This is a genomic window from Amycolatopsis sp. FU40 (assembly GCF_021903635.1).
GTDB classification, from domain to species: Bacteria; Actinomycetota; Actinomycetes; order Mycobacteriales; family Pseudonocardiaceae; genus Amycolatopsis; species Amycolatopsis dendrobii.
This window is the reverse complement of record NZ_CP091381.1, coordinates 9,460,677-9,479,274: the sequence shown is the minus strand read 5'-3', so window position 1 is coordinate 9,479,274 and position 18,598 is coordinate 9,460,677. Positions and strand designations below refer to the sequence as shown.

Here is an 18,598-nt window from a genome sequence, read left to right as displayed (position 1 = left end):
CGCTCCTCAGCGCAGGCCGGTGCCCCGGGCAAGCGCGGTGTCGATCAGCGTCGACAGCAGTGTCGGGTAATCCACCCCGGTCACCTCCCACATCTTCGGGTAGGCGGACTTCGTGGTGAAGCCGGGCATCGTGTTGACCTCGTTGATCACCAGGTCGCCGTCCTCGGTCACGAAGAAGTCGACGCGGGCGAGGCCCTGGCAGTCGAGCGCGCGGAACGCCTCGACGGCCATCGCGCGTAGCCGGTCGGTGAGCGCGTCGTCCAGTTTGGCCGGGATGTCCAGTTCGGCGTCCTCGCCGAGGTACTTGGTTTCGAAGTCGTACCAGGCGTCCTCCTCCTCGGCGAGCACCCGGATCTCCGCCGGGAGCGACGCCTCGACGCGGCCGTCCGGGAATTCCAGCACGCCGCATTCGACCTCGCGCCCGCGCACCGCGGCCTCGACGAGCACCTTCGGGTCGGTGCGCCGGGCCAGTTCGATCGCGGCGTCCAGATCCGCCCAGTCGGCGACCCGGGAGATCCCGACCGACGAACCGGCGCGCGAGGGCTTCACGAACACCGGCAGGCCAAGGCGTTCGCGGTCCGGTTCGGCCAAAGTGGACTGTCCGCGGCGCAGCGCGGCGTAGGTGCCGACCGGCAAGCCCTCCGCGGCGAGCAGCTTCTTCGCGTATTCCTTGTCCATCGCCGCCGCGCTGGACAAGACGCCGGGGCCGACGTACGGGATGTCGGCGAGTTCGAGCAGGCCCTGGATGGTGCCGTCCTCGCCGAAGGCGCCGTGCAGCACCGGGAAGACGACGTCGACGGTGCCGAGCACCTCGGTGGCCTGGCCCGGGTCGACCGTGCGCAGTTCGCGGCTGGTCGGGTCGCCGGCGAGCACGAGCGCGCGGCCGGACTCGACCGACGGCAGCTCGCGGCCCTGGATGCTGAGCTGCTTCGGGTCGCCGGTGCCGAGCACCCAGCCGCCGCTCGGCGTGACGCCGACCGGGAGCACCTCGAAGCGGTCCGGATCCAGGTTCGAGATCACACTGCCCGCGGACAGGCACGAGATGGTGTGCTCGCTGCTGCGGCCACCGAACACGACCGCGACCCGGATCTTTTCAGCGCTCATAGCCGGTCACCGTACCGGGTGAGCCTCGCCGACAGCGCGCGCCGGGGGTGTCTGCGCAGGTGAACGCGCTTCCGGAGGCCGGACCGCCCCCATGCCGCGCCGGGTGCGTGCGACGCACCGGTGGGCCCAGCGCGCTGCGAAGGTTCGCGAGACCGGCGGGCAGTGCGTCAGCGAAGCAGATCGACCAGCGTCGGCACCGCGGCCATCAACGCTTCCCGCGAGCAGCCCGCGTATCCCAGCGCGATGCCGTGCACCGTCGGCGTTCCGGCGAAATGCCGCGCCAGCCCGTCGAGCCGGATCGAATGCCGTTCCGCGGCGGCGATCAGCTCGGCCTCGGCCTCCGCGCTTTCCGTCCGCACCACCAGATGCGCACCGGCGTCGTCGCCGACGAACGGGATTCCGGCGTTCGACAGCGCGGTCACCAGCACAGTCCGGCGTTCGGCCATTTCCCGGCGCAGTTTCCGCAGGTGCCGCCCCAGATCGCCGGTCCGGGCGAGTTCGACCAGCACCCGCTGCCCCGCGGGCGAGGGACGGGTGCCGGTGAGATCCCGGTACGCCAGAACGGAATCGGCCACCGCGGCGGGCGCGACGAGCCAGCCCGCGCCGAGGGTCGGGGTGAGGATTTTGCTGGTGGTCCCGAGGTGCACGACGACATCCGGGGCGAGCGCGGCCAGCATCGGCAGCGGGGCGACGTCGAAGCGCAGCTCGCCGTCGTAGTCGTCCTCGATGACCAGCATGCCTTCCGCGCGAGCGCGTTCGACGAGCTGCACGCGCCGGGCCGCGCTCATCCGGCTGCCCATCGGATACTGGTGCGCGGGCGAGCAGTAAACCGCGCGCGCCCCAGCGGGAATCGCGTCCGGACGCAGGCCTTCCTCGTCCACTGGCACGCCGACGACGGTGAGCCCGGCCTGCCGGAACGCTTGCACCGCACGCTGATAACCCGGTTCCTCGAAGGCGACGACGGCGCCTCGGCGCAGCACCGCCGAGGCGAGTTCAACGACAGCCGCGGTAGTACCGCCGGTCGCGAGCACCGAGCCCGCAGCCAGACCACGGTGGCGCAGCAGGTGTTCCGACACCGTCGCGCGGTATTCCGGCAGCCCGGCGCGGTGCGCGCGCGTGAGCGGCTCGGGATCGGCGGCCGCGCGCCACGCTCGCCGCCAGGCCGCGCGGTCGAGGCCGCCAGCCCACGGCGTACCCGGCGCGAGGTCCAGCAACGGGGCTGGTTCGGCCTCGGCGAGCAGCGAACCGGGCACCGTGACGGACGCGGCGGCACGGGTCGGCGGAGTGGTCACGTAGGTGCCGGAGCCGTGGCGGCCAGCGATCCAGCCTTCCGCGTGAAGTTGCTCGTACGCAGCGGAAGTGACCGTGCGCGAGACGCCGAGCCGTTCCGCCAGCGCACGGGTGGACGGCAGCCGGTCGCCGCCGCGGAGATGTCCGCCAGCCGCGGCTTCGCGCAGCGCGTCGGCCAGCTGCACGGCCAGCGGGGTGGCCGCTTCGCGGTCGAGACTGACCGGCAGGGCGGTGTCGGCGTAGGACACGGCGGACCTCCGTTGCAGCGAAGTGGACTTCTCAAGTGTAGAAGAAGTGGACATTCAACGTAGCCACTTGCCCGCCGCACACTGAACGCATGAGCAGCCTTTCGCCCACCGAACGCACCACGCTCGGCCGCAAACGCCACCGCGCCGCCAGCGAGCGCGCGGCGCTGCACGCCGTGCTCGACGAGGCGCTGATCTGCCACCTCGGCGTGGTCCGCGACGGCGTCCCGCTGGTGCTGCCCACCGGATACGGCCGCGACGGCGAAACCCTGTACCTGCATGGTTCCACGGGCGCGGCCAGTCTGCGAGCCGCGACCGGGGAAACCGACGTCTGCGTGACGGTCACTCTGCTCGACGGCATCGTCTACTGCCGCTCAGTGAACAACCACTCGGTCAACTACCGCAGCGCGGTGATCCTCGGCAAGGCCCGGCTGGTCACCGACCCGGACGAGAAGATGCGCGGCTTGCACGTGCTCACCGACCACCTCTCCCCTGGTTCGTGGGAACACGCCCGCGCGGTGAACAAGAAGGAATTCGCCGCGGTATCGGTCATCGCGCTCGACCTCGCCGAAGCGTCCGTGAAGCTCCGCGCCGAAGGACCCGACGACGAACCCGAAGACGTCACCGCGAACGCCGCTTGGGCCGGAGTGCTGCCGGTGCACACGGTCTTCGGCGAACCGGAACCCTCCGCCGACCTGCCGCCCGGCTGGACCGTGCCCGAACACGTCACCGCACGCGTCACGAAGGCAGCGGCAACCGCACGGTGAACACCGTCCGCCCGGGGCGGCTCTCCAGCGAGACCGTCCCGCTGTGTTCCACCACGAGCGAATGCACCACCGCCAGCCCCAGCCCGGTGCCGCCCGCGGCCCGGGTCCGGGAGTTGTCGACGCGATAGAACCGGTCGAAAATCCGCTGCTGATCTTCGGCGGAAATCCCCGGCCCGGTATCGGTGACGGCGGCGACGGCCATCCCGCCGGTCACCGTCACCGCCAGCTCCACCGGCGTTCCCTCCGCGGTGTGCACGGCGGCGTTGGCGAGCAGGTTGTCCAGGACTTGCCGCAGCCGCGCCGGATCCGCGTGCAGCAGCACCGGATCCTCCGGAATCGAGACCGTCAGCGGATGTCCTGGCCGACCGGCCCGGAACGCGTCCGCGGCAGCCGCGGCGATCTCCGTGAAGTCCATCTGCTGCGGGCGCACCGGCGGTTCCGCATCGCGCGCGTCCAGCCGCGCGAGCAGCAGCAAATCGTCGACCAGCACGCTCATCCGCGCGGTTTCGGCTCGGATCTTCTCCAGGTGCGCCTCGCGTTCCTCGGGTTCATTCGCGGCGGCGTAACGGAAAAGGTCGGCATAGCCGCGGATCGACGTCAACGGCGTCCGCAGCTCATGCGAAGCATCAGCGACGAACCGGCGCAGCCGATCGTTCGCCTCGGTGCGCGCGGCGAGCGAGGATTCGATGTGGCTCAACATCACATTGAACGCCGTCCGCAACTCCTCGACCTCCGCGCCGCCGCCCGTGCCGGACGCGCGCACCGGCAAGTCCGCAGTGGCAGTGAGATCGTGCGAGGCGATGTCGTGCGCCGTGCCAGCCATGTCCGACAACGGCCGCAACCCTCGCCGCAGCACCACCCGGCCAGCGACGACGAGAATCGCCAGCGCGATCAGGAACGCGATCACTTCGATCAACATCAGCTGCTGCACGGTGTTGTCGAGATCGGCCTGCGGCGCGGCGCTCAACAACACGGTGCCGCTCCCGTTCTGCGACGTCTCCACCGGACACGCCCGGACGCGGTAAGAACCCTGACCGGGCAGGGCGATCGTGCGAAACAGATCGCCGCTGGTCGCTTCTTCGGCGACCCTCGCCAACGGCCGCACATCGTTCGGCAATGTGCTGCCCGGCTGCGGGACGGCGTGCCCCTCCCGCACGTCGAAAACCGCGGAATACCAGGAGTAGACGACTTCCGGATTGTCCTTCGATTCGCGCAGATGCGGCACCTGCGCGACCTGGCTGGTCTTGAGCTGCTCGTCGAGCCGGCGGTTGAGGTAGTCGTGCATCAGCTCGACGGTCAGCGCGCCGACGATCGCGAACACCACCAGCGACAGCGCGCCCAACCCGAACGCCAGCCGCGTGCCGAGCCGGGAGGCACGCCAAGCCCGGTACCACCGGCGAGCCCAGCGCCCGATCCGGTTCACCGGCCCGCCTGCCGCACGGAATACCCGACGCCGCGCACGGTGTGGATCAGCGGTTCGGCCTCGGTGTCGAGTTTGCGCCGCAGCCGCGAGACCGCGAGTTCGACCACATTGGACCGTCCGCCGAAGTCGTACTCCCACACGTGGTCGAGGATCTGCGCCTTCGTGAGCACCGCGGGCGAACGCCGCATCAGGTAACGCAGCAGCTCGTACTCGGTGGGCGTCAGCTCGGCGAGCTGACCGCCGCGGCGGACTTCGTGCGTCTCCTCGTCCAGAGTGAGATCGCCCACCTGCACCACCATCGTGCGGGCGTCCGGCTTCTCGGACGTCCGCCGCAGCACCGCACGCAGCCGCGCCATCAGCTCCTCGACGGAGAACGGCTTGACAAGGTAATCGTCACCCCCGCGGGTGAGACCGGCGATGCGGTCGGCGGTCGCGTCCTTTGCGGTCAGGAAAACCACCGGCACCGCGTCGTGCTTCTCGCGCAGCTTGTCGAGCACGGTGAACCCGTCGAAATCGGGCAGCATGAGGTCGAGGACGACGATGTCGGGAGCGAACTCCGCGGCGCGCGCGAGCGCGTCCGCACCGCAGCCTGCCGTCACGGCCTGCCAGCCCTCGTAACGGGCGACGGTCGCGACCAGGTCGGCGATATGCGGCTCGTCGTCCACGACGAGCAGCCGCACCGGGTTCGGGTTCTCCACCCCGCCATCCTCCGCGACGTCCGCGCGGGCGCGCGAGCCGAACCCCCGGCTGACAGCGAGTCGACAGGAAACCCGTCGCGCGCATCGGGCATTCCGGGCAGACTCCGGACCGACAGCGACCCTGGCCCGAGGAGCCCGATGACTGCTTACGTGGACAACATCACCGTCGACTGCGCCGATCCGTGGGAACTGGCCCAGTTCTGGACCAAGGTGACCGGCCGCCCGGTCGGCGAGGACGACAAACCGGGCGAGGAGGAGATCGGCATCACCCTCGACTCCGGCGTCACCCTCCTGTTCATCGCCGTTCCCGAACCCAAGACGATCAAGAACCGGGTGCACGTCTGCCTGAAGCCGGACGACGGGACCCGCGACGAGGAGGTGGAACGGCTGCTCGAACTGGGCGCGACACTGCATTCCGACCACCGCCGCGAGAACGGCAGCGGCTGGGTCGTGCTGCTGGATCCGGAAGGCAACGAGTTCTGCGTGCAGCGCGGCGCGGCGGAGACGGCGTGACCGATTCGTTCGAGATCAACCGCGCCAACTGGGACGACCGGGCGCCGATCCACGCGCGCTCGGCGTACTACGAGTTCGACAAGTTCAAGGCCGATCCCGCGCATCTGAGCCAGATCGTGCGCTTCGACCAGCCGCGGCTCGGCGACGTTTCCGGGCTGCGCGCCGTGCACCTGCAATGCCACATCGGCACGGACACGCTGTCGCTGCACCGGCTCGGGGCCAAGATCTCTGGTCTGGACCTTTCCCCGGCGTCGCTCGCCGAGGCGCGCAAGCTCGCCGAGGCCACCGGCGCGGACATCGACTACCACGAGGCGAACGTCTACGCCGCGGTGGAAGTCTTCGGCGAAAACGCGTTCGACCTGGTGTACACCGGGATCGGCGCGCTGTGCTGGCTGCCGAAGATCGCGCGGTGGGCCGAAGTCGTCGCGCGGCTGCTGCGCCCCGGCGGACGGCTGTTCCTGCGCGAAGGCCATCCGATGCTGTGGACGCTCGACGACGAATCCGAGCGCGCGTGGCCGAAGTACGACTACTTCGAGCACGACGAACCGCTCGTGTTCAGCGACGACACCACCTACGTCGACACCGACGAACCGGTGCGCACGACGACCACGCACAGCTGGAACCATTCGCTCGGCGAGATCGTGACCGCATTGCTCGACCAGGGCCTGATCCTGACCGGGCTGACCGAGCACGACACCGCCGCGTGGAACGCGTTGCCGCACGAGATGGAAGAGGCCGGGGGCGGCGAATGGCGGCTGCGGGACAACCCGCGCCGGATCGCCGCGAGCTACACCCTCCAGGCGCGCCGCCCCGCATAGAGTGCGGGCATGACTCGCATCGCCGTCGCCGCGCTGGGCGGCACCATCTCGATGGCTCCCGGACGTTCGATCGAAGACGGCGTCGTGCCGCGGCTGAGCGCCGAGGACCTGCTGGGAGAACTGGGTTCCCGGCTGCCGATGGAGATCACCGCGGCGACGCTCGCCGGGCTGTCGAGTTCGTCGATGGACTACGCGACGCTCGCGCGCACCCGGCAGTGGGGCGTCGAGCAGATCGAGGCGGGCGCGGACGGTCTCGTGGTGGTGCAGGGCACGGACACGCTGGAGGAAACGGCGTACCTGTTCGATCTCACGTGGCCGTCCGACGCGCCGGTCGTGATCACCGGCGCGATGCGGAACCCGAGCCTGCCCAGTCCGGACGGGCAGGCGAACATCCTCGCCGCGCTCGCCGTCGCCGCCGATCCGCGCAGCCGCGGCCGGGGCGCGCTGGTGGCGTTCAACGACGACGTGCACGCGGCTCGGTGGGTCCGGAAGACGCATTCCAGCCACGTCGAAACCTTCTCGTCGCGGCCGGCGGGCCCGCTCGGCATGGTCGCCGAGGGAGCGGTGCACTACTTCCACCCGTCGCCGCCGCGGCTGCCGGTGCTGCCGGGAGCCGAAACCGTCGATCTCGTTCCGCTGCTGGAATCGGGCCTCGAGGATTCAGGCGAATTGCTGTCGCTGGTCCTCAAGGGCGGCGCACGCGGCGTGGTGGTGGCCGCCAACGGCGTCGGCCACGTGTCGACCGGGACGGCGGACGTGATCGCGGCCGCACAGGTGCCGGTCGTCGTCGCGTCCCGGACCGGCGCGGGCCCGACTTTCCGCGGCACCTACGGTTTTCACGGTTCCGAATCGAGCCTGATCCGGATGGGCGCGACGATGGCCGGCTGGCTGTGCCCGCGCAAATCGCGGATCCTGCTGCAGGTCCTGCTCGCGGCGGGCGCCGGCCGGGAGGAGATCGAACGGCAGTTCAGGCTGCGCGGCGACCTCGACCGCTGATCACTCCCGGAACGGCCCGTCGACCGGATTCGCCTGGTACGACCGCATCTGCCGGCCGCCCTGGCGGTAGACGTGCACGCTGATCGCCGGGTCCGGGCCGTCGTTGCGCACCTCGTGCACGTAGCCGGGCCCGAACACGCGCGACTGCCCGGCGGACAGCCCGTGCACCTCGGTCACCGCGCGTCCGCCGGGGGCGCGCCGCGCGACGGTTTCGGTCAGCCGCCCGGACACGACGGTGAACGCGCCGGTCGAGAAGGCGTGGTCGTGCAGGTCGGTGTGCTGGCCGGGAAGCCAGCTGAGCAGCCAGATCTCCTGGTCCTCGGTGCGCTCGACGAGGGCGGAGAACCGCTCGTCGGGGTCGTAGCGCAGCAGGCCGCCCCAGCGTTCCCGGTCGGCGGCCACGTCGACGGCGACGCGGACCGGGTGGCGCAGGGCGGGGTTCTCGGGACGCAGCAGGGTGTTGTCCGGAACGGCGAACATGAAGAGAAGTCCTCACGGGAAGAAGATGGGTGTCGAACTGGGCCGGGCTGGGTTCACCGACAACAGCGACACGACATGCCCATGACGGGGCGGAGGTCAGCAGACCCCGGCCGCATCGTCATCTCGCACGTCAGCATGCCGCACAGAGAACCAGCCCCGGACCGCCCGGTCAACCCGTCTCACCCCCTGGACCACGCTGGTGAGGGCGGGTTCACACGCCCGGACCCGCCGCGCCGCTCGTGAGTGGCAATCCCGGTTCTAACCGGGATCGCCACGCACGACGCTCCCCATGCGCGACAGCAGGCAGCAGCACGGGCGGCGAGGCGGTGCCGGGCCGCCGCGCGACCTCGTGAGTGTTTATGCCGGTTCTAACCGGGATCGCCACTCACGACGCTCCCCACTGCTCAGCCGCCGCTCACGACGGGCTCAGCGCCACTCCGGCTTCCGCGACCGGCCGAGCAGCTCCGCGCCCGCCTGCCGCGGGTCGACGCCCTCGTGGCACACCCGGTACATCGCGTCCGTGATCGGCATGTCGGCCCCGTGCCGCTGCGCCAGTTCGCGGATCGACGAGCACGACGCGACGCCCTCCGCGACCTGCCCGCCGGTCGCCGCCTGTGCCTCGGCCAGCGTCTCGCCGCGGCCGAGCCGTTCGCCGAAGGTGCGGTTGCGCGACAACGGCGACGAGCACGTCGCGACCAGGTCGCCGAGCCCGGCGAGACCGGCGAAGGTCAGCGGGTCCGCACCGAGTTTCGCGCCGAGCCGCGCCATTTCGGCGAGACCGCGCGTGATGAGCGTCGCCATCGTGTTCGCGCCCAAGCCCATCCCGGCGGCCATCCCGCAGCTGAGCGCGATCACGTTCTTGCACGCGCCGCCCAGCTCGCAGCCGACCACGTCGGTGTTGGTGTAGGGCCGGAAATACTGGTTCGAAGTCGCCTGCTGCACCGCTTTCGCCCGCTCGTGATCGGCGCACGCGAGCACCGCGGCGGCGGGCTGCCCGTCGGCGATCTCGCGGGCCAGGTTCGGCCCGGACACCACCACGATCTCGCCCGGATCGACGTCGGCCAGTTCGGCGATCACCTCGCTCATCCGCTTGAGCGTGCCCAGTTCCACGCCCTTGGCCAGGCTGACCAGGATCGCTTCGGACGGCAGCAGCGGCCGCCAGCCGGAGAGGTTCGCGCGCAGGCTCTGGCTCGGCACCCCGAGCACGACAGCCTGCGCGCCGTCCAGCGCCTCGGCCGCGTCGGCCGTCGCGGTGATCCGGTCCGGCAGCGTCGTTCCCGGCAGGTACGACTCGTTGGTGTGCCGCTCCCGGATCTCTTCGGCGACGCTTTCCCGGCGTGCCCACATCGTCACGTCCCGGCCCGCGTCGCCGAGCACCTTCGCGAACGCGGTGCCCCACGAACCCGCGCCGAGCACGGTGACCCGCTGCACGTCGGCGGCGAAACCCGCCATCAGGCACCGTCCTCCGGCTGCTCGGCCGCCTCGGTCTCAGTCTTGGCCTCTGCCTTGGTCTCTGCCGCCGCGTCGGTTTCCGGCTTCTTCACCGGCGGTTCCTCCTGCCGGATCTCGGCCAGCAGCCGGGTCACCTCGTCCATCAGCACCGCGGTGACCTCGCGCAGCATCGAGGCGCTGCGCGGATTCCCGCCCCGGTACGCGGACAGGTCGATCGGGTCGCCGACCAGGTGCGTCACCGTCTTGCGCGGGAACGGGGTGAACTTCTTGGTGTAGCCGTTGAAGATCTGGTTCGTGCCCCAGCGCGCGATCGGGATCACCGGCACGTCGTTCTGCAGCGCCAGCCGCGCCGCGCCGCTGTAGGCCTCCTTCGGCCAGCCCAGCGGGTCCTTCGTGATGGTGCCCTCCGGGTAGATCACGATGACCTTGCCCTCTTCGAGCGCCTGGTGCGCGGCCTTGAGGCTGTCGCCCGCGGCGCTCGACCCGCGCGCCACCGGGATCTGCCCGGACCCGGTCACGATCCGGCCGAAGATCGGCACGTCTTTCAGGCTCGCCTTGAGGAAGAACCGAGGCACCCGCTTCTGCCGGTGCACGAACACCGCGTCGACCGCCGGGTCGAGGTGCGAGATGTGGTTCATCACCAGCACCGCGGGCCCTTGCCGGGGGATTTTCTCCGCGCCGAGGTACACCCGCTTGCCGATCGCGGTCAGCGGGTAGAACGCGGCGGCGGCCAGCCCCACCCAGAATCCGCCCTTCTCACGCCGTGCCACAGTTCTCCTCCTCGGGTCGCCTCTGCTCCGGGTGATCCTGCCGCGCGCCGGTTCGCGCAGTCCAGGGAGGGTGCGCTCACGCACGCGCGCGAGCGGTTTCGGGTAAAGATGGACAGGTGGACGCAGACCTGGTCATGCCGCTGAAACCGCCGGGCGCGGGCAAGTCCCGGCTGCGCGGCGCGGTCGCCGCGCACCGGCACGCCGAACTGGTGCTGGCGCTGGCCTGCGACACGCTGGCCGCGGTCACGTCGGTCGCCAGGGTCCGGCGCGTGCTCGTCGTCACCTCCGATCCGGCCGCGCTGTCCGAATTGGCCGGTCTCGGCGTCGAACTGGTCGCCGAGCCGGCGGGCGGCGGGCTCAACGAAGCGCTGCGGCACGGCGCGGAGCTGCTGCGCGCGGACGCGCCGGACGGAGTAGTCGGCGCGCTCCAAGCGGATCTCCCGGCATTGCGCGCGGTGGATCTCGAGCAGGCGCTCACCGAAGCCGCCGGCCGCCGCGCGGTGGTGTTCGACCGGCAGGGCACCGGGACCACGCTGCTGCTGTCCGCGCCCGGGAAACCGCTCGACCCGCGCTTCGGCGCCGGTTCCGCGGAACTGCATCGGGCGTCGGGTGCGATTCCGCTCACCCAGGCATTGCCGTCGCTGCGCAGCGACGTGGACACCGAAGATGATCTCCGCCACGCCGCGAAACTCGGTCTCGGCAAGCGCACCGCGGCATTGCTCCCGGCCGAACGGGCGCAATTGCGCTGACGTGTTCACTCGACCTTCATCGCGGCCTGCGCAAACCGCGGCTTCGTAGTGAACAATGGGCAGCGTGAGCACAGAAGACGGCAGCACTCCGGCCCGGCGGCGCGTGAAGAGCGGCAGCAGCGCGACCCCCTCGTCCCCGGCTCCGCGCACCGCGGGCAGGAAGGCGACCTCGCGCGGGAACGCCGACTCCGCGGCGGCCCGTCGGGCGAAACCCAAGGCGGCTCCGGCGGAAGACAACGCCAAACCGGCCAAGCGCAAAACCGCCGCTTCGAGCGCGCTGCGCACCACGGCGAAGAAACCCGCCGCACCGCCCGCCGTCTCCAAGGCCGCCGTTCGGCCGCGCCGGACCACGACCGAGAGCGGCGAGGAATTCCGCTCCGTTCCCTCGGCCCCGCCCGCCGTCACGTCCGCGCCCACCGCCGTCGAGTCGCTTCCCGACGACCGTTATTTCAACCGGGAGCTGTCCTGGCTGGACTTCAACGCCCGCGTGCTCGCGCTGGCCGAGGACGAATCGCAGCCGCTGCTCGAACGAGCCAAGTTCCTCGCCATTTTCGCGTCCAATTTGGACGAGTTCTACATGGTCCGGGTCGCCGGGCTGAAACGGCGCGACGGCACCGGCCTCTCGGTGCGCAGCGCGGACGGGCTCACGCCGCGCGAACAGCTGGACTACATCGCCAAGCGCAACCAGGACCTGGTCGAACGGCACACCGCCGCGTTCAAGGAGCACCTGCGCCCGCAACTGGCCGAGCAGGACATCCGGATCGTCGGCTGGGCCGACCTGTCCGGGGCCGACCAGCTCCGGCTGTCGAGCTACTTCTCCGAGCAGATCTTCCCGGTGCTCACGCCGCTCGCGGTCGACCCGGCGCACCCGTTCCCGTACATCTCGGGGCTGTCGCTCAACCTCGCGGTGACGGTGCGGGACCCGCAGGGCGGGCTCGAACGGTTCGCGCGCGTGAAGGTGCCGAGCAACGTGCCGCGGCTGATGCGCGTGGAAACCGAACGCGGCAACCGGTCCGCGACCTTCCTTCCGCTCGAGGAACTGATCTCCGCGCACCTGAGCGATCTGTTCACCGGCATGGAGGTCACCGAGCACCACGTCTTCCGCGTCACCCGCAACGCCGACTTCGAGGTCGAGGAAGACCGCGACGAGGACCTGTTGCAGGCATTGGAACGCGAGCTGGCGCAGCGCCGGTTCGGCCCTCCGGTGCGGCTCGAGGTCGCGCAGGACATGAGCGAGCACATGCTCGAACTGCTGCTGCGCGAGCTGGAAGTCGATCCCGAGGACGTCGTCGAGGTGCCCGGGCTGCTCGACCTCACCTGCCTGTTCCAGCTGTCCGCGGTCGACCGCAAGGAGCTGAAGGACCGGCCGTTCGTGCCCGCGACGCATCCGGCGTTCGGCGAACGCGAGACGCCCAAGAGCGTGTTCGCGACGCTGCGCGAGGGCGACGTCCTGGTGCACCACCCGTACGACTCGTTCTCCACGAGCGTGCAGCGCTTCATCGAACAGGCCGCGGCCGACTCGAAAGTGCTGGCGATCAAGCAGACGCTGTACCGGACGTCCGGCGATTCGCCGATCGTGGACGCGCTGATCGACGCCGCCGAGGCGGGCAAGCAGGTCGTGGCGCTGGTGGAGATCAAGGCGCGGTTCGACGAGCAGGCCAACATCACCTGGGCGCGCACGCTGGAACGCGCGGGCGTGCACGTCGTGTACGGCTTGGTGGGCCTCAAAACGCACTGCAAGGTGTCGATGGTGGTGCGGCAGGAGGGTTCGACCATCCGCCGCTACTGCCACATCGGGACCGGCAACTACAACCCGAAGACCGCGCGGCTGTACGAAGACCTCGGCCTGCTCACCGCGGACCCGAGCATCGGCGCGGACATCACCGACCTGTTCAACGTCCTCACCGGCTACTCGCGCCAGGACACCTACCGCACGATCCTCACGTCGCCGCACGGCATCCGCCGCGGCATCGTGCGCGCGATCGGCGAGGAGATCGAACTCGCGCGCGCCGGGCTCGACGCGGGCATCCGGATCAAGTGCAACTCGCTCGTGGACGAGCAGGTGATCGACGCGCTGTACCACGCTTCGCAGGCGGGCGTTCCGGTCGACGTGGTGGTGCGCGGGATCTGCTCGCTGAAGCCGGGCGTCGAAGGCTTGAGCGAGAACATCCGCGTCCGCTCGATCCTCGGCCGGTTCCTGGAGCATTCGCGGGTGTTCAACTTCCGGGCGGGCGGCACGCACTGGATCGGCAGCGCGGACATGATGCACCGCAACCTCGACCGCCGGATCGAGGCGCTGGTGCGGGTCAAGGACCCGAGGCTGACGCGGCAGCTGGACGAGGTGTTCGATTCGGCGCTCGATCCGCACACGCGCTGCTGGGTGCTCAGTTCCTCGGGCGAATGGCAGCCGTTCCCTGCCGCCGGTTCGCAGGTGCGCGACCACCAGCTCGAACTCGCGAAGCTGCACGGGGCCGTCGGATGAGCGTGGACGTCCGGGCCGCGGGCGCGGTGCTCTGGCGCCGCGCCGGGGCGGGCATCGAGGTCGCCCTCGTGCACCGGCCCCGCTACGACGATTGGTCGCTGCCGAAGGGAAAGGTCGACCCGGGCGAGACGATCGCGGCCACCGCGGTGCGCGAGATCGCCGAGGAGACCGGGTTCCGCGCTGTGCTGGGCCGCTATGTCGCGCAGACGAGGTACGAGGTGCCCGCGAAGAACAACGGGCGGCTGCAGCGCAAGAGCGTCGACTACTTCAGCGGCGAAGCCGTCGAGGGAGCCTTCGAGCCCAACGAAGAAGTCGACGAACTCCGCTGGCTGGACCCGATCGCGGCCGAGCAGCTGCTCACCCGGCCGGCGGATGTCCGGGTGCTGCGCGAGTTCTGCGCCCTCCCGCCCGCGCCGACGACGGTATTGCTGGTGCGGCACGCCAAGGCGGGCAAACGCGAAGACTGGACCGGCGACGACGACCTCCGCCCGTTGTCGGAAGCCGGCCAACGCCAAGCCGCCGCACTGCGAGACCTGCTGCCGCTCTTCGGCCCTGACCGGGTCTTCTCCGCGCCGCGGCTGCGGTGCGTGCAGACCGTCGGCGGCGTCGCGGACGCACTCGGAGTCGAGGTGCAGCACGAGCCGTTGCTGTCGGAAGAGGGCTACTGGCCCGACCCGCTGCTGGGAATCCGCCGCCTGCTGGAGATCGCGGCCGACGGGGGCACGCCGCTGATCAGCAGCCAGGGCGGGGTGATCCCGGACCTGGTGAGCGCACTGGCGGACCGGGACGGCCTGGAACTGCCCGCCGCCCGCGACGGTGTCGTGCCGAGCAAAAAGGGCTCGCTGTGGGTCCTGTCGTTCTGCCCCGGCGACGACGGACCGGTTCTGGCGGGCGCGGATTACTATCCGAGCCCGCTCCCCGCTCCGGTGCCTTCGGCGGGCTGATCTTTTGCACGGGGCCCGGCGTCCGCGCCGGGCCCCTTCTCTTATGCGCTCTTCCGCCATTCGGCTGGCTTCGGATTCTATAGAGACCGATAGTGCTCAGCGGCGCTAAGCAGTTATCGCGGGCCCCGGCATAAGGGACGTCCGAGACAGTGCCGCGGGGTTTATTTACCCCCCGGCGGGGATTTATCTCCGGGCGTCGGATTAGCCCTCCGGGACCCGCCGGGAAGCCCTCCTCGGGGAATCCGATTGCCTTCCCGGACGGCTCCGGATCTGTTGTCTTATCAGCAATCCGGCGGCTTCTTCCGGAGTCCGAACAGCCCGCCTACCTCGGGAAACGCTGTCGTCCCGCTGCGCTGGCACCCTCTGGTCCAGTGCTCCGGCAACCCCGATGGGGCAGGGAATTCGCGACCTCCGGAGCGGCTCCCCACACCGACTCGCCAGCCCCCGTTGTCTCGGCTCACGCGGAAACCCTGCGATCGCAACGGGGTCGGCCGCTCAGCCGTCCGAGCCAGGCTGCTGCCTCGCCTCGCCAGCCCCGGCCGACGTCCCCGCTCACCCGGCCTCGAAACCCGCCCGCCACAACAGCTCGACCGTCGCCGCTCAGCAGGTCGACGCCGCAATCGCCGCGCAGCACCAGCCCGGAAACCCAGCCTGTCCGCTGATCCGGGCGCCCCTCAGCCACCCGGAACCCACCGCGCCACTACGACGGCCGGCGCTCCGGCTCACCGACCCGAGCGCCCCGTCAACCCGAAACCCGAGCCCGCACAACGCCTCGCCCCGCAACCCGCTTCTCACCGCACTGACTCCGGAATATTCATCCGCCCAACCCCCGGAAACGCGGCAGGGCCCCGACCTCATCCGAGGTCGGGGCCCTGCCGCGAAGCAACGAATACCGGGGCTACTTCTTCTTGGCCGCCGAGGTGCGCTTCGCCGGGGCCTTCTTGGCCGCGGCCGTGGTCTTCTTCGCTGCCGCAGTGGTCTTGGCGGCAGGCTTGGCGGCGGCCTTCGCCCGCGTGGTGGTGGCCTTCGGGGCCGCCTTGGCGCGGGTGGTGGTCGACTTCGCGGCCGTCGCGCGCGTCGTCGTCTTGGCGGCGGTGGCCTTGGCGGGAGCCTTGGCCGCGGTGGCGCGAGTGCGCGTGGCAGCGGGCTTCGCCGCCGTGGCACGGGTGCTGCGGGTGGCGGTCGTCGAGGCGGCGCGGGTGGTCGTGGCGCGCGCGGTGGTGCCGGTGGCCCGCTTCGCCGCCGTGGCCTTCGGCAGCTTCTTCGAACCGGAAATCACGTCCTTGAACGTGGTGCCCGCGCGGAACGCCGGAACGTTGGTCTTCTTGACCCGCACGGCTTCGCCGGTGCGCGGGTTGCGCGCGGTGCGGGCGGCACGAGCGCGCTTCTCGAACACCCCGAAGCCGGTGATGTTCACCTTTTCGCCCTTGTTGACCGTCCGGATGATGATGTCGACGAGACCGTCGACGGCCTCCGAAGCAACCTTTTTGTCGCCCAGACGCTCCGACAGCGCCTCGATCAGCTGGGCCTTGTTGGCCATTCCAGTCCCTCCAAGAAGAACTCTTCGTCCACGGCCAGGTCGGCCGGCTAACGCACACGGTATTACCAAGACAGCACAAATTCCAAACGGCACGCGAAATTTTCCCTTGCGGCGGGAACGGTTCCGCCCTCCCGAAGGACCCGTTTCCGGGTCCGGGAGGCTCCGTTTGGCGTGGGCGTGCGGGGGGCCGGCCGGGGCCGGATTCCCTTTCCGAGCAGGGAATCCGGACCCGGCGGCGCAGGTCAGGAGGTCGCGGCGGGCAGCGTCGCGGGCTTCCACGAAGGGCGCTGGGACTCGAACGCGTCGATGTCCCCCGCGTGGCGCAGAGTCAGCGCGATGTCGTCGAGTCCTTCGAGCAGCCGCCAGCGGACGTAGTCGTCGATCTGGAAGGGCGCGGTGAAGTCCTTGGCCCGCACGGTCTTGGCTTCGAGGTCCACCGACACCTCCGTGCCGGGCTCGTTCTCCAGCAGCTTCCAGAGCAGTTCGACATCCGACTGCTCGCACTGCGCGGCGACGAGGCCGCCCTTGCCGGAGTTGCCGCGGAAGATGTCCGCGAAACGGGACGAGATGACGACCTTGAAGCCGTAGTCCATCAAGGCCCACACGGCGTGCTCGCGCGACGAACCGGTGCCGAAGTCGGGTCCGGCGACGAGCACCGAGCCATTCTTGAACGGTTCCTGATTGAGGATGAAGTCCTCCTGCGCGCGCCAGGCGGCGAACAGCCCGTCCTCGAATCCGGTGCGGGTCACGCGCTTGAGGTAGACGGCCGGGATGATCTGGTCAGTGTCCACGTTGGACCTGCGCAGCGGGACCCCGATCCCGGTGTGCTGGGTGAACGGTTCCATGGTGGGAGCTCCTCTCGGGGCGGTCAGGCGGGCAGGTCGGCGGGCGAGGACAGCGTCCCGCGCACGGCGGTGGCGGCGGCCACGAGCGGCGAGACGAGGTGCGTGCGGCCGCCCTTGCCCTGCCGTCCCTCGAAGTTGCGGTTGGAGGTGGACGCGCTCCGCTCGCCGGGGGCGAGCTGGTCCGGGTTCATCCCGAGACACATGGAGCAACCGGCCTGCCGCCATTCGGCTCCCGCCTCGGCGAAGATCTTGTCCAGGCCTTCCTCTTCGGCGGTCTTGCGCACCCGCATCGAACCGGGCACCACGAGCATCCGGACCGAATCGGCCACCTTGCGCCCGCGCAGCACCTCGGCCGCGGCGCGCAGGTCCTCGATCCGGCCGTTGGTGCAGGAGCCGAGGAACACGGTGTCCACCGCGATCTCGCGCAGCGGGGTGCCCGGCTTCAGATCCATATAGGACAGCGCCTTCTCGGCGGCGAAGCGCGCGTTCTCGTCCGGGATCGCGGCCGGATCCGGCACCGAATCGCCCAGCGGCAGACCCTGTCCGGGGTTGGTGCCCCACGTCACGAACGGCGTCAGCTGGTCCGCGTCGAGGTGGACTTCGGCGTCGAATTCCGCGCCCTCGTCGGTGCGCAGCTCGCGCCAGGCGGCGACGGCGGCGTCCCACTCCTCGCCCTTCGGAGCGTGCGGACGGCCCTTGAGGTAGGCGAAGGTCGTCTCGTCCGGCGCGATCATGCCGGCGCGCGCGCCCGCCTCGATCGACATGTTGCAGATGGTCATCCGGGCTTCCATCGACAGGTCTTCGATGGCCTTGCCGCGGTACTCGAGGACGTAGCCCTGCCCGCCGCCGGTGCCGATCTGGGCGATCACCGCGAGGATCACGTCCTTCGCGGTGACGCCCGGCTGCAGCGTGCCGTCGACGTTGATCGCCATCGTCTTGAACGGCCGCAGCGGCAGCGTCTGGGTGGCGAGCACGTGCTCGACCTCGGAAGTGCCGATGCCGAAGGCCATCGCGCCGAACGCGCCGTGCGTCGAGGTGTGACTGTCGCCGCACACCACGGTGGTGCCCGGCTGGGTCAGCCCGAGCTGCGGTCCGATCACGTGCACGATGCCCTGTTCGGCGTCGCCCATCGGGTGCAGCCGGACGCCGAACTCCTTGCAGTTGCGGCGAAGCGTGTCGACCTGGGTGCGGGACACCGGGTCGGCGATCGGGAGGTCGATGTCCACCGTGGGGACGTTGTGGTCCTCGGTGGCGATGGTGAGGTCGGGGCGGCGCACCTGCCGCCCGGCCAGCCGCAGTCCGTCGAACGCCTGCGGGCTGGTCACTTCGTGCACCAGGTGGAGGTCGATGTAGAGCAGATCCGGTTCGGCGCCTTCGCCTCGGCGCACGAGGTGGCTGTCCCACACCTTCTCCGCCAGCGTACGAGCCTTGCCGGTGGGGCTGGTCATCTCCGGCTCCTTCCACGGGATCGGCCGGGAGCAC

General features: G+C 70.4%; 17 protein-coding genes. 7 read left to right on the top strand and 10 right to left on the bottom strand.

The genetic code is table 11. The features are described 5' to 3' along the window. Positions 1 to 6 precede the first annotated feature (6 nt). Positions 7 to 1,104: a D-alanine--D-alanine ligase family protein gene (locus L3Q65_RS44900; RefSeq protein ID WP_182892186.1), complete on the bottom strand. Its 1,098-nt coding sequence runs from the start codon at positions 1,102 to 1,104 to the stop codon at positions 7 to 9. A gap of 167 nt (positions 1,105 to 1,271) precedes the next feature. Continuing rightward, positions 1,272 to 2,642, bottom strand: a complete 1,371-nt coding sequence (locus L3Q65_RS44895) for a PLP-dependent aminotransferase family protein (protein ID WP_182892187.1) — start codon at positions 2,640 to 2,642, stop codon at positions 1,272 to 1,274. A gap of 89 nt (positions 2,643 to 2,731) precedes the next feature. Between L3Q65_RS44895 and L3Q65_RS44890 the strand changes: the two genes are divergently transcribed. Then, positions 2,732 to 3,406, top strand: coding sequence for a pyridoxamine 5'-phosphate oxidase family protein (locus L3Q65_RS44890; protein ID WP_182892188.1), 675 nt, complete (start codon positions 2,732 to 2,734; stop codon positions 3,404 to 3,406). Here the strand turns inward: L3Q65_RS44890 and L3Q65_RS44885 are convergent. Together L3Q65_RS44885 and L3Q65_RS44880 are read right to left on the bottom strand one after the other, a co-directional pair. Continuing rightward, a complete protein-coding gene (locus tag L3Q65_RS44885; protein WP_237598352.1) occupies positions 3,378 to 4,829 on the bottom strand; it encodes a cell wall metabolism sensor histidine kinase WalK in 1,452 nt (483 codons plus the stop codon). The genes L3Q65_RS44890 and L3Q65_RS44885 overlap by 29 nt on opposite strands. After that, positions 4,826 to 5,527, bottom strand: coding sequence for a response regulator transcription factor (locus tag L3Q65_RS44880; protein WP_237598351.1), 702 nt, complete (start codon positions 5,525 to 5,527; stop codon positions 4,826 to 4,828). Before L3Q65_RS44880 ends, L3Q65_RS44885 begins: the two co-directional genes overlap by 4 nt. 138 nt (positions 5,528 to 5,665) lie before the next feature. Between L3Q65_RS44880 and L3Q65_RS44875 the strand changes: the two genes are divergently transcribed. Genes L3Q65_RS44875 through L3Q65_RS44865 form a run of 3 tightly spaced genes read left to right on the top strand, consistent with a single transcriptional unit; the run spans position 5,666 to position 7,854 of the window. Continuing rightward, on the top strand, positions 5,666 to 6,040 hold the full coding sequence (locus tag L3Q65_RS44875; RefSeq protein ID WP_237598350.1) for a VOC family protein: 375 nt from the start codon (positions 5,666 to 5,668) through the stop codon (positions 6,038 to 6,040). Next, entirely contained in the window at positions 6,037 to 6,858 is an 822-nt protein-coding gene (locus L3Q65_RS44870) for a class I SAM-dependent methyltransferase (RefSeq protein WP_237598349.1), read from the top strand. Before L3Q65_RS44875 ends, L3Q65_RS44870 begins: the two co-directional genes overlap by 4 nt. A gap of 9 nt (positions 6,859 to 6,867) precedes the next feature. Further along, positions 6,868 to 7,854: an asparaginase gene (locus L3Q65_RS44865; RefSeq protein WP_237598348.1), complete on the top strand. Its 987-nt coding sequence runs from the start codon at positions 6,868 to 6,870 to the stop codon at positions 7,852 to 7,854. On the opposite strand, the gene L3Q65_RS44860 is transcribed toward L3Q65_RS44865, so the two are convergent. From L3Q65_RS44860 to L3Q65_RS44850, 3 genes are all read right to left on the bottom strand, one after another. Further along, positions 7,855 to 8,334, bottom strand: a complete 480-nt coding sequence (locus L3Q65_RS44860) for a cysteine dioxygenase family protein (RefSeq protein WP_237598347.1) — start codon at positions 8,332 to 8,334, stop codon at positions 7,855 to 7,857. A gap of 426 nt (positions 8,335 to 8,760) precedes the next feature. Further along, positions 8,761 to 9,786 (bottom strand): NAD(P)H-dependent glycerol-3-phosphate dehydrogenase, encoded by a 1,026-nt coding sequence (locus tag L3Q65_RS44855; RefSeq protein ID WP_182892195.1) that lies wholly within the window; start codon positions 9,784 to 9,786, stop codon positions 8,761 to 8,763. Continuing rightward, positions 9,786 to 10,556: a 1-acyl-sn-glycerol-3-phosphate acyltransferase gene (locus L3Q65_RS44850; RefSeq protein WP_182892196.1), complete on the bottom strand. Its 771-nt coding sequence runs from the start codon at positions 10,554 to 10,556 to the stop codon at positions 9,786 to 9,788. Before L3Q65_RS44850 ends, L3Q65_RS44855 begins: the two co-directional genes overlap by 1 nt. A 116-nt stretch (positions 10,557 to 10,672) precedes the next feature. Between L3Q65_RS44850 and cofC the strand changes: the two genes are divergently transcribed. The 3 genes from cofC to L3Q65_RS44835 are packed head-to-tail and all read left to right on the top strand — an operon-like array spanning position 10,673 to position 14,731. Next, complete coding sequence (cofC, locus tag L3Q65_RS44845) at positions 10,673 to 11,305, top strand: 2-phospho-L-lactate guanylyltransferase (protein WP_182892197.1); 633 nt, start codon at positions 10,673 to 10,675, stop codon at positions 11,303 to 11,305. Between the two features lie 55 nt (positions 11,306 to 11,360). Next, on the top strand, positions 11,361 to 13,787 hold the full coding sequence (locus tag L3Q65_RS44840) for an RNA degradosome polyphosphate kinase (protein ID WP_182892198.1): 2,427 nt from the start codon (positions 11,361 to 11,363) through the stop codon (positions 13,785 to 13,787). After that, positions 13,784 to 14,731, top strand: a complete 948-nt coding sequence (locus L3Q65_RS44835) for an NUDIX hydrolase (protein WP_237598346.1) — start codon at positions 13,784 to 13,786, stop codon at positions 14,729 to 14,731. The genes L3Q65_RS44840 and L3Q65_RS44835 overlap by 4 nt, the downstream gene beginning before the upstream one ends. 898 nt (positions 14,732 to 15,629) lie before the next feature. Here L3Q65_RS44835 and L3Q65_RS44830 read toward each other — a convergent pair. From L3Q65_RS44830 to leuC, 3 genes are all read right to left on the bottom strand, one after another. Continuing rightward, on the bottom strand, positions 15,630 to 16,271 hold the full coding sequence (locus L3Q65_RS44830) for an HU family DNA-binding protein (protein ID WP_182892200.1): 642 nt from the start codon (positions 16,269 to 16,271) through the stop codon (positions 15,630 to 15,632). A gap of 242 nt (positions 16,272 to 16,513) precedes the next feature. Next, on the bottom strand, positions 16,514 to 17,116 hold the full coding sequence (gene leuD / locus L3Q65_RS44825; RefSeq protein ID WP_182892201.1) for a 3-isopropylmalate dehydratase small subunit: 603 nt from the start codon (positions 17,114 to 17,116) through the stop codon (positions 16,514 to 16,516). A gap of 23 nt (positions 17,117 to 17,139) precedes the next feature. Further along, positions 17,140 to 18,564, bottom strand: coding sequence for a 3-isopropylmalate dehydratase large subunit (leuC, locus tag L3Q65_RS44820; RefSeq protein WP_182892202.1), 1,425 nt, complete (start codon positions 18,562 to 18,564; stop codon positions 17,140 to 17,142). Positions 18,565 to 18,598: the final 34 nt, after the last annotated feature.

Excerpts from the sequence above, each read along its gene's own strand:
- L3Q65_RS44890 (WP_182892188.1), top strand. The coding sequence starts at position 2,732 with ATGAGCAGCCTTTCGCCCACCGAACGCACCACGCTCGGCCGCAAACGC.
- L3Q65_RS44900 (WP_182892186.1), bottom strand. The coding sequence starts at position 1,104 with ATGAGCGCTGAAAAGATCCGGGTCGCGGTCGTGTTCGGTGGCCGCAGC.
- leuD (WP_182892201.1), bottom strand. The coding sequence starts at position 17,116 with ATGGAACCGTTCACCCAGCACACCGGGATCGGGGTCCCGCTGCGCAGG.
- L3Q65_RS44840 (WP_182892198.1), top strand. The coding sequence starts at position 11,361 with ATGGGCAGCGTGAGCACAGAAGACGGCAGCACTCCGGCCCGGCGGCGC.
- L3Q65_RS44830 (WP_182892200.1), bottom strand. The coding sequence starts at position 16,271 with ATGGCCAACAAGGCCCAGCTGATCGAGGCGCTGTCGGAGCGTCTGGGC.
- L3Q65_RS44860 (WP_237598347.1), bottom strand. The coding sequence starts at position 8,334 with ATGTTCGCCGTTCCGGACAACACCCTGCTGCGTCCCGAGAACCCCGCC.
- L3Q65_RS44865 (WP_237598348.1), top strand. The coding sequence starts at position 6,868 with ATGACTCGCATCGCCGTCGCCGCGCTGGGCGGCACCATCTCGATGGCT.
- L3Q65_RS44835 (WP_237598346.1), top strand. The coding sequence starts at position 13,784 with ATGAGCGTGGACGTCCGGGCCGCGGGCGCGGTGCTCTGGCGCCGCGCC.
- L3Q65_RS44855 (WP_182892195.1), bottom strand. The coding sequence starts at position 9,786 with ATGGCGGGTTTCGCCGCCGACGTGCAGCGGGTCACCGTGCTCGGCGCG.
- leuC (WP_182892202.1), bottom strand. The coding sequence starts at position 18,564 with ATGACCAGCCCCACCGGCAAGGCTCGTACGCTGGCGGAGAAGGTGTGG.
- L3Q65_RS44875 (WP_237598350.1), top strand. The coding sequence starts at position 5,666 with ATGACTGCTTACGTGGACAACATCACCGTCGACTGCGCCGATCCGTGG.